The 7,931-nt window shown below is 70.7% G+C and carries 9 protein-coding genes; 6 read left to right on the forward strand and 3 right to left on the reverse strand.

The window, feature by feature from the left end; all coding sequences use genetic code 11:
* Positions 1 to 154 precede the first annotated feature (154 nt).
* Both ACFWP5_RS50990 and arfB read right to left on the reverse strand, forming a co-directional pair.
* Positions 155 to 1,030 (reverse strand): sigma-70 family RNA polymerase sigma factor, encoded by an 876-nt coding sequence (locus ACFWP5_RS50990; protein ID WP_384173806.1) that lies wholly within the window; start codon positions 1,028 to 1,030, stop codon positions 155 to 157.
* A gap of 92 nt (positions 1,031 to 1,122) precedes the next feature.
* Positions 1,123 to 1,551 (reverse strand): alternative ribosome rescue aminoacyl-tRNA hydrolase ArfB, encoded by a 429-nt coding sequence (arfB, locus tag ACFWP5_RS50995; RefSeq protein ID WP_384173809.1) that lies wholly within the window; start codon positions 1,549 to 1,551, stop codon positions 1,123 to 1,125.
* Positions 1,552 to 1,760: 209 nt separating this feature from the next.
* Here arfB and ACFWP5_RS51000 point away from each other — a divergent pair, with 209 nt between their 5' ends.
* From ACFWP5_RS51000 to ACFWP5_RS51015, 4 genes are all read left to right on the forward strand, one after another.
* Positions 1,761 to 2,336 (forward strand): TerD family protein, encoded by a 576-nt coding sequence (locus ACFWP5_RS51000; protein ID WP_384173812.1) that lies wholly within the window; start codon positions 1,761 to 1,763, stop codon positions 2,334 to 2,336.
* 242 nt (positions 2,337 to 2,578) lie between these two features.
* On the forward strand, positions 2,579 to 3,832 hold the full coding sequence (locus ACFWP5_RS51005; RefSeq protein ID WP_384173815.1) for a DUF1266 domain-containing protein: 1,254 nt from the start codon (positions 2,579 to 2,581) through the stop codon (positions 3,830 to 3,832).
* A 118-nt stretch (positions 3,833 to 3,950) separates the two neighbouring features.
* Positions 3,951 to 4,916, forward strand: a complete 966-nt coding sequence (locus ACFWP5_RS51010; protein ID WP_384173818.1) for a GNAT family N-acetyltransferase — start codon at positions 3,951 to 3,953, stop codon at positions 4,914 to 4,916.
* Complete coding sequence (locus ACFWP5_RS51015; protein WP_384173821.1) at positions 4,909 to 5,226, forward strand: hypothetical protein; 318 nt, start codon at positions 4,909 to 4,911, stop codon at positions 5,224 to 5,226. The genes ACFWP5_RS51010 and ACFWP5_RS51015 overlap by 8 nt, the downstream gene beginning before the upstream one ends.
* On the opposite strand, the gene ACFWP5_RS51020 is transcribed toward ACFWP5_RS51015, so the two are convergent.
* Complete coding sequence (locus ACFWP5_RS51020) at positions 5,171 to 6,571, reverse strand: M1 family metallopeptidase (RefSeq protein ID WP_384173827.1); 1,401 nt, start codon at positions 6,569 to 6,571, stop codon at positions 5,171 to 5,173. The two genes, ACFWP5_RS51015 and ACFWP5_RS51020, sit on opposite strands and share 56 nt — an antisense overlap.
* Before the next feature lie 105 nt (positions 6,572 to 6,676).
* On the opposite strand from ACFWP5_RS51020, the gene ACFWP5_RS51025 reads away from it, so the two are divergent.
* A complete protein-coding gene (locus ACFWP5_RS51025; protein WP_384173824.1) occupies positions 6,677 to 7,183 on the forward strand; it encodes a hypothetical protein in 507 nt (168 codons plus the stop codon).
* 52 nt (positions 7,184 to 7,235) lie between these two features.
* Complete coding sequence (locus ACFWP5_RS51030; RefSeq protein WP_384173830.1) at positions 7,236 to 7,736, forward strand: hypothetical protein; 501 nt, start codon at positions 7,236 to 7,238, stop codon at positions 7,734 to 7,736.
* The last annotated feature ends 195 nt before the right edge of the window (positions 7,737 to 7,931 follow it).

Raw genomic sequence — 7,931 nt, forward strand, 5'->3', positions numbered from 1 at the left:
TGGCCGCGGGCGCGTTCGGCGACAAGGCCGTGGGCTGGGAGTGCCCGCACCTGTACCGGACAGCGGGCGACGGCCGGGGTGTTGGCGCTGGCGCAGTCGCCCTCCGGGCATGGCCGTTGGACGAGTGGCCGCGCCTTGGACGTGTGGCAGCGCGTCAGACCAGGCGTACCTCCAGCAGGGCCACCTTCTCCGGGTCCGTCACGATGTCGATCACGGCGATGCGGTCGCGTACGAAGGTGAAGGTCAGGGTGCGTTCGGGGCGGCCGTCGACGATCAGGGCGATGCCGGTGGCGCCGTCCACCAGGGCGTGCCGCGCGAGGCCGGCGAAGTGGGCGAAGCTGGTCGCACCGGCCGCCACGGCGGCGGCACCCGCGGTCACGGCGTCCTCGGAGCGGGCGACGACGTCCGGGTCGAGCACCTTCACCAGCGCGTCGAAGTCGCCCTCGCGCACGGCGGCGAGAAAGGCGTCGGCGACCGCCCGTTGCCGTACGAGATCCACGTCCGGCGCGGGAGCGCCCTGCACCCGGCGCCGGGCCCTGCTCGCCAACTGCCGTGCCGCCGTGGGCGTACGGCCGACGATGGACGCGATCTCCCCGAACGGCACGGCGAACAGGTCGTGCAGCACGAACGCGAGGCGCTCGGCGGGCGTGAGGGTCTCCAGGACGACGAGCAGCGCGACGCCGACCGCGTCGGCGAGGAGGGCGTCCTGCTCGGGATCGGGGCCGGGTGCCGGAGCGGGCGCAACGGCTTCGAGGGGTTCCTCGGCGCGGGACTTGCGGGACCGGAGCATGTCGAGGCAGACCCGGCCGACGACGGTGGTGAGCCAGCCGCCCAGGTTCTCCACCCGCCCGCTGTCCGTACGGCTCAGCCGGAACCAGGCCTCCTGCACGGCGTCGTCGGCCTCGGCGGAGGAACCGAGCATGCGGTAGGCGACGGCGCGGAGTCGGGGACGGTGGGATTCGAATCGGGCGGCGAGAAATTCACCGTCGTTTCCGGTGCCGTTCTTTTCAGGGAATTCGAAGTCGCCCATGGGTCACGCTCCTCTTCGCCGTCCGTCGCCTTCACCAACTGGACGGACGACGGCAGAGGAATGTGACAACGGGCACCCGGTACGAGGGGGGTCTATCCCCAGCCCCGCCCGTTCCGCCCCCGCTTCGTGTCGGACCGCTGCTTCTTCTCCCGCAGCCGGCGTTCATTGATACCGCGCGGAATACGGGTGGCCCGGCGCGGCTTCGGCGGCGGCGCGGTGGCCTCGGCGAGCAGCGCCGCGAGGCGTACGGCGGCCGTCTCGCGGTTGCGCCACTGGGACCGGTGCTCGGAGGACCGTACGGTGACGACGCCGTCGACGAGCCGCGAGGCGAGCCGCTCCAGCGCGCGCCGCTTCCACACCTCGGGCAGGGCCTCGGTCTTGGCGAGGTCGAACCGCAGCTCCACCTGGGAGTCGCTGGTGTTGACATGCTGCCCACCCGGCCCTGACGACCGCGAGAAACGCCACATGAGCTCGGCCTCGGGCAGGGAGACGGAGCCGCGGACGGGATAGGGACCGGACATGCCCCCATGGTCGCGCAGCTGTCCCGTCCACGTCACGCGAAATACGGGCGGCGGTCGGGCGATCGTCCGGCAGCCGTCGGGCATCCGTCCCGGGTAAAGAAAGTAAAGTCACCTGGAACCTTCGGTACCCCTCCTGGCGTTCATAGAGGTACCGGTAGCTTCGTCCTCAGTACGAAGCCCGCACCGCAACGAGGGAAGGACTCCCAACAATGGCTGTAAGCCTGTCCAAGGGTGGCAACGTCTCGCTCACCAAGGAGGCCCCGGGCCTGACCGCCGTCACCGTAGGCCTCGGCTGGGACGTCCGCACCACCACCGGCACGGACTTCGACCTCGACGCCTCGGCGATCGCGGTCAACCCCGAGGGCAAGGTCTACTCGGACGGACACTTCATCTTCTTCAACAACAAGGCGACCCCGGACCAGACGATCGTCCACACCGGCGACAACCGCACGGGCGAGGGCGCGGGCGACGACGAGGCGATCAACGTCAACCTGGCCGGCCTCCCGGCGGACGTCGAGAAGATCGTCTTCCCGGTCTCGATCTACGACGCGGAGACCCGCTCGCAGAACTTCGGCCAGGTCCGCAACGCGTACATCCGCATCGTGAACCAGGCCGGCGGCGCGGAGATCGCCCGCTACGACCTCTCCGAGGACGCGGCGACGGAGACGGCGATGGTCTTCGGCGAGCTGTACCGCAACGGCGCGGAGTGGAAGTTCCGCGCGGTGGGCCAGGGTTACGCCTCCGGCCTGGTCGGCATCGCCCAGGACTTCGGTGTGAACGTCTGACAGAGACAGACACGACTGCGGTTGTAGCCGCAGTCGTGGCGTGCGGGGCCCCTGGCTGCGGTTGCGGCCGGGGGCTTCCGTCTGTGAGGGGGCGGGAGTTGAGGTAAGAGGGGAGACAGGGAGACGGGGTCGCTCAGGGGGGTCTCAGCCAGGTATGGCAATGTGCCGGGATCAGCAGCGGTGTTGACCTGATCGGCTTGGTCGGCCCGCCCCTGGAAGGACTTGGAAGGACAGCGCGCCCTATGTCGTTCGGACCGTCCCCCGCCGGTTTCGGGCCTCCCTCACCTCCCGCCTGGACCCCGCCGACCGATACGGAGCGCGCACTGGCGGAGGCGAGGGCGCGCGGCGACTGGCCCGCGTACTACGACGTACTGGCCCGGGTCCGCCTCTACTACGTGATGTCACGCGAGTCCTACGACGCCCAACCCGACCGCGTCCACCGCACGTTCACCCGCGACCCCCGCACCGGCGCGGAACGCTGGGAACTCTTCACGGACGGCATGCTGCCCGCACCGCGGCCCGACCTGGTGTACTCGCGCGCCTCACTGCGCTGGATAGCCGACGCCTGGAACCCGCGGTGCCCACCCGCCGTCGTCATCAACCCCGGCACCCCCTGCGAACTCGCCCTCCCCTACGGCCCACCGGGCACGACGGACTGGTCACGCGCGGCGGAACGAACCGACGCCCCCTCCACCTCCATGCGCCTGCGCGCACTCCACGTCGGCGGCGTACTCCACGGCCCCGTGGCCCACGGTCTGGCCTGCGGAGCCCTCCTCTGCGTCAGCAACGGCTCCCTCTGGAACGCACTGGCCTGGCACGGACACGGCTACGACGGTGAGCGCCGGCGGCTGCGCGAGTGGTGGGGCATCACCACCCGCGCCGAGTGGCAGCACCACCTGCGCAACCTGCTCGCCTGCGAAGCGTCCAGCTCCGTATGGGAGTTCGCGCTGAGCCTGCGCCGCACGATCGCCCGCGACTTCGGCGGCCACGTCGACACCGGGTACTGGCGCCAGGCCGTAGCCACGGTGATCCGCGCCAACTCCGAGGGCTCCACGGTGATCACGGAGGACGGCGTCACAAAGACAGACCCACGCCCCGAATCAGAGACCGAGGCCCGCATCGAGGGCGTACAACGCCTGATCGGCCGCATCACCCGCTACGAGGCCCGCATGCGAGCCGACGGCATCCTCGCCGAGAACCGCCACGTCACCTCGGTCGAGGCCTGGGACCTGGGCCGAGCCTCGAAAATGGCCCGCTGGGGCCTGGGCGCCCGCTTCGCCACCCTGCCGGAAACAGAGTCCGCCATCATCCGAGCGAGCCGAGCCGCCACCCTCGCCTACCGCTCCTGGCCCGACTTCTCCGCCGGTTACATCCTCGGCCGCTGCCTCCACTTCGACGAGGAGGAATTCGGCGACTGGTACCAGGACATGGTCTCCGCGCACCGGATCCTGATGACGGAGGCGGGGAGTCCTTGGCTGAACATTCCGTTCCGGTAGGCCAATAGCTCTCTCCGATAGCTGGGGCCGCCTTGAGCGCGCCGACACCACACACAGCATCCCCGCCAAACAGATCCGGTTCGAGCTCGGCGGAGCCCCCGGCGGCTAGCGTGCCCCCATGTTCCTCGAACCGCTCACGCCGACCGAGGCCGGCGCGCTCCCCGGCGAGCTGCTCACCGAGCTGACCGCCCTCTACGCCTCGAACCACGCGTTCCACGCCCTGAGCGGTGACTTCCCGGACCCGGAGGACATCCGGCCCGAGCAGGTGGCGACGGCGTTGGCAGACGAGCTGGCCGATCCGAACACGGAAGTCCTGCTCGCCCGTAGCGCCGGGCGGCTCGTCGGGATCGCGATCACCCTCGGGACGCATCCGGACCCGGACGACGAGGACCCCTGGATCGGCCTGCTGATGATCGATGCCACGCAGCAACAACAGGGTCACGGGCGGCAGTTGGCGTCCCTCGTCGAGGACCGTTTCCGCGAGGCCGGCCGAACCGCCGTACGCCTCGCCGTCCTTGACCACAATCCCGACGGCCTCGCCTTCTGGACGGCCCTCGGCTACGACGTCATCGACCACCGCCGGGACCGTCAACTCGGCCGCCCCTGCGCCGTATTGCGCAAGCAGCTGCGCGGTCTCCGCCACGCCGGGCGCGTCGCCGTGCTCGACCCCGCCGGTTCCGTCTTCCTCTTCCGGTACGAGGACGCCGAGGGCGTCAGCTTCTGGGCTCTGCCCGGCGGCGGCCTCGAAGGCGCCGAGACCCCGCGCGAGGGCGCCCTGCGGGAGCTGTGGGAGGAGACCGGCTGGACGGACCTGGAGCCCGGCCCCCTGCTGTGCACCAGGGAGGTCGACGCCACCTTCTCCGGCATCCCCGTCCACCAGCACGAACACATCTACGTCGCCCACGGCCCCCGCCGCGAACCCACCGGCCCCCACCTCACCGCCGCCCACACCGAGGAGGGCATCCTCGCCTGGCGGTGGTGGACACGGGAGGAGCTGCGCGGGACGACGGAAACCGTGTGGCCGTCCGAACTCGCCCGGCTGCTCGACGAGTTGGAGGAAGGGACGGGCGCGGGAAATGGATGACCTCGGCCCCGTGGCCGACGACAAGGGCCCTTGGCAGCCGAGCCCCCAGCTGCGCGCCCTGCTCTTCACCGACTTCGACGGCAACCCGGCCGACCCCGACGACGTGATCGCCGACGCCCTGGACGACAGCGGCCACCTCGAACGCGCCCCAGCCCTGACCGCGATCCTCCAGGACCACACCGCCGACCACACCGCCGACCACACCGCCCGGCCGGGCGAGCGCGCCCTCCGGGAGCTGGCGGACCGTTCGTCCGTCAGGGACGGGCCGGCTTCCCGTCCCCGTACAGCCAGTCCCTCCAGATTCCGCTGAAGTTCTTTCCCGGCGCCATCTTCTCCACGTAGGCCGTGAAGTCCGCCGTGTTCGCGTTGCCGTAGCGGTGGGCGGCTGCCCAGCCCTGGATGATGTCGTAGAAACGCGCGTCACCGACTGTCTGGCGGATCTTGTGGAGGACCATCGCGCCGCGTTCGTAGACGGGGCTGTCGGAGATGTGGGCGGCGCTGGTGGGTTTCGCCGGCGGGAAGGCCCAGATGGCGTCGTTGTCGGCCTTGTCGTCGTAGTAGTCGCCCTTGTAGAGCGCGTCGAAGGTCTGCTGGGCGGTGTCGCCGTCGTGGTCCTCGCTCCAGAGCCATTCCGCGTAGGTCGCGAAGCCCTCGTTGAGCCACATGTCTCGCCAGGTCTTCGGGGTGACGGAGTCGCCGTACCACTGGTGGGCGAGTTCGTGGACGAGGGTGGCGGTGTCGGGGGCGCCGGGGAAGAACGGGCGGGTCTGGGTCTCCAGGGCGTAGCCCGCGTCGCCCCTGCGGTCGACGATCGCGCCGGTGGAGGAGAAGGGGTACGGGCCGAAGTTGTACTCCTCCCACTCCATGATCTCCGGGAGCCGCCCCAGTACCTTGCGGCTCGCTGCCGCCTCCTGCGGGTCGACCGCCACGTACACGGGGAGGCCGTTCTTCGTGGTGGTGCGGGTGATGTCGTAGTGGCCGATCGCGACCGTGGCGAGGTAGGTCGCCATGGGGTGCGTGGTGCGCCAGGTGTACGTCGTCGTACGGCCGTCGCCCGTAGCCTTCTCGGTGCTCAACTCACCGTTGGAGACGGCCTGCAGGCCCTTCGGGACGGTGATCGTGATGTCGTACGTCGCCTTGTCGGACGGGTGGTCGTTGCCGGGGAACCACGCCATCGAGCCGGTCGGTTCGCCCAGCGCCAGCGCGCCGTCCGCCGTACGCAACCAGCCCTCCTCCGAGCCGTCCGGGTCGGTGATCGTCTCGGGGGTGCCGGAGTAGCGGACGGTGGTCCTGAACGTCTTGCCCTGCCGGACGGTGGAGAGTGGGTGGACCGTCAGTTCCTGGCCGGTGCGGGTCCAGGAGGCGTTCTTGCCGTCCACCGTCAGCGCGTCGACCTTCATGCCCTTGAGATCCAGGTCGAAGGCGGAGAGGTGGCCGGTGGCCCGGGCCGTGATCTCCGCCGTGCCGGTCAGGTGGGGGGTGTCGGTGCTGTCGGTGCTGTACGCGAGGGTCAGGGCGTAGTGGGTTACGTCGTAGCCGCCATTGCCCGCCTTCGGGAAGTACGGGTCGTTCACGCCCGCGGCGCCGGGTGTGCCCTGGGCGCCTGGCCCCGTGCACGCGGTCAGGGCGAGGGCCAGCGCGCAAGCGGTGACCATGGGAACAAGCCGTACGGATCGGGACACGTCGCGATCCTATGAGTTGAGGGCTCGTCACCCCGGGGCGTCTGCCTGAAGTACGGCGGTCCTCGTACGCTCGGCTCCGTGCCCCGTTCTCCCAGGAAGCCCCGCCGACTTGTCGCCGACGGGCGCGTGTATCTGTGGTCGCTGCGTCACAGTCACCGTCACAGCAGCCCGCCCATGCCGGACGGCGACAGCGGCCGGGGCGTGCGCTGCGTCCAGACACTCACCCTGTATCCGCAGCCGGCCGGTACCGGTGCGCCGTTGCGGATCGTCTTCGCGGCGGGGGCGGGGCGGTACGTCCCGGGCGGGTTCACTTTCGGTTCCGGGGATGTGGGGTACGTCCGGGGCGCCTCCCTCAACCTCCACGAACCCGGTGCCGTCCGCGCCCTGCTCGACGCGGCGTCGGCTCGCGGGTGGCTGCCGGGGCCGGGATCGTCTCGGCCGGTGGAGACCGACGGCTGGACCCTGCTGGAGGCTGCCGCCGCCGCGCGGGACGGGGACGACGAGCGTCTCGCGGAGCCTGGTGAGGGGCATCGCGAAGGGCGTCGTGAGGGGCGTAGCGAAGGACGTCGTGAGGGTGCGTCCTGAGGGGCGGCTCCGGCCGACCTCGGACCTCCCTGACCGTGACACCATCTCCTACGTGCTCGACATCGGCTACGCCCTCTCCAACCGCTTCCCCGACCCCCCGCAGACCGACTACCGGCGCGCGGACGTCCACGCGCTGCGGCACGACCTGTTCTGCGGTGACGTCTATCTCGCCGACACCAAGGCGGACCGGGAAGTGTCCACGGCCTGGGGATGGGTGCCGGTGCTCGACTTCGCGTGGGCGTTGTGCGACATCGTGGAACGGATCGACCAGGACCCGGCGGGGTCGCGGGCGGCCCGGCCGCAGCGGGCGGAACTGGACTTCACCGAGTCGACCGACCGGATGCTGTTCGAGCGGCGGTTCGGGTGGGTTGATGTCGAGGCGGACTGGATGCGGAGGGACGAGGAGGCGTTGAGCTTCTCGCACGCCGAACTCCGGCGTGAGGCGCGGGACTTCCTGCACGATCTGATCGCCGACCTCGTCGATCTGCACGAGGCGCTGGGCGAGAACCCGGCGATCTGGACGTTGCAGGCGAAGTTTCCCAGGGTTCCCTGAGCCACCCAGGCTTCCCTGAGCTACCCCGGTTGCCCTGAACCACCTCGCGTGCCCTGAGCTACCCGGTTGCCCTGAACCCGTGGCGCCGTCCCTGGGGGGGGGGGGGGGCGCCCCCCGCCACGGCCGCAACGCGGCCGGGGGGGGGGGGGGTCGGCGGGGGGGGTGGGGGGGAGTGGCGAACGGCGCGCGCGCGCC

Origin of the sequence: Streptomyces sp. NPDC058469 (genome assembly GCF_042721125.1) — a bacterium.
Classification (GTDB): Bacteria; Actinomycetota; Actinomycetes; order Streptomycetales; family Streptomycetaceae; genus Streptomyces.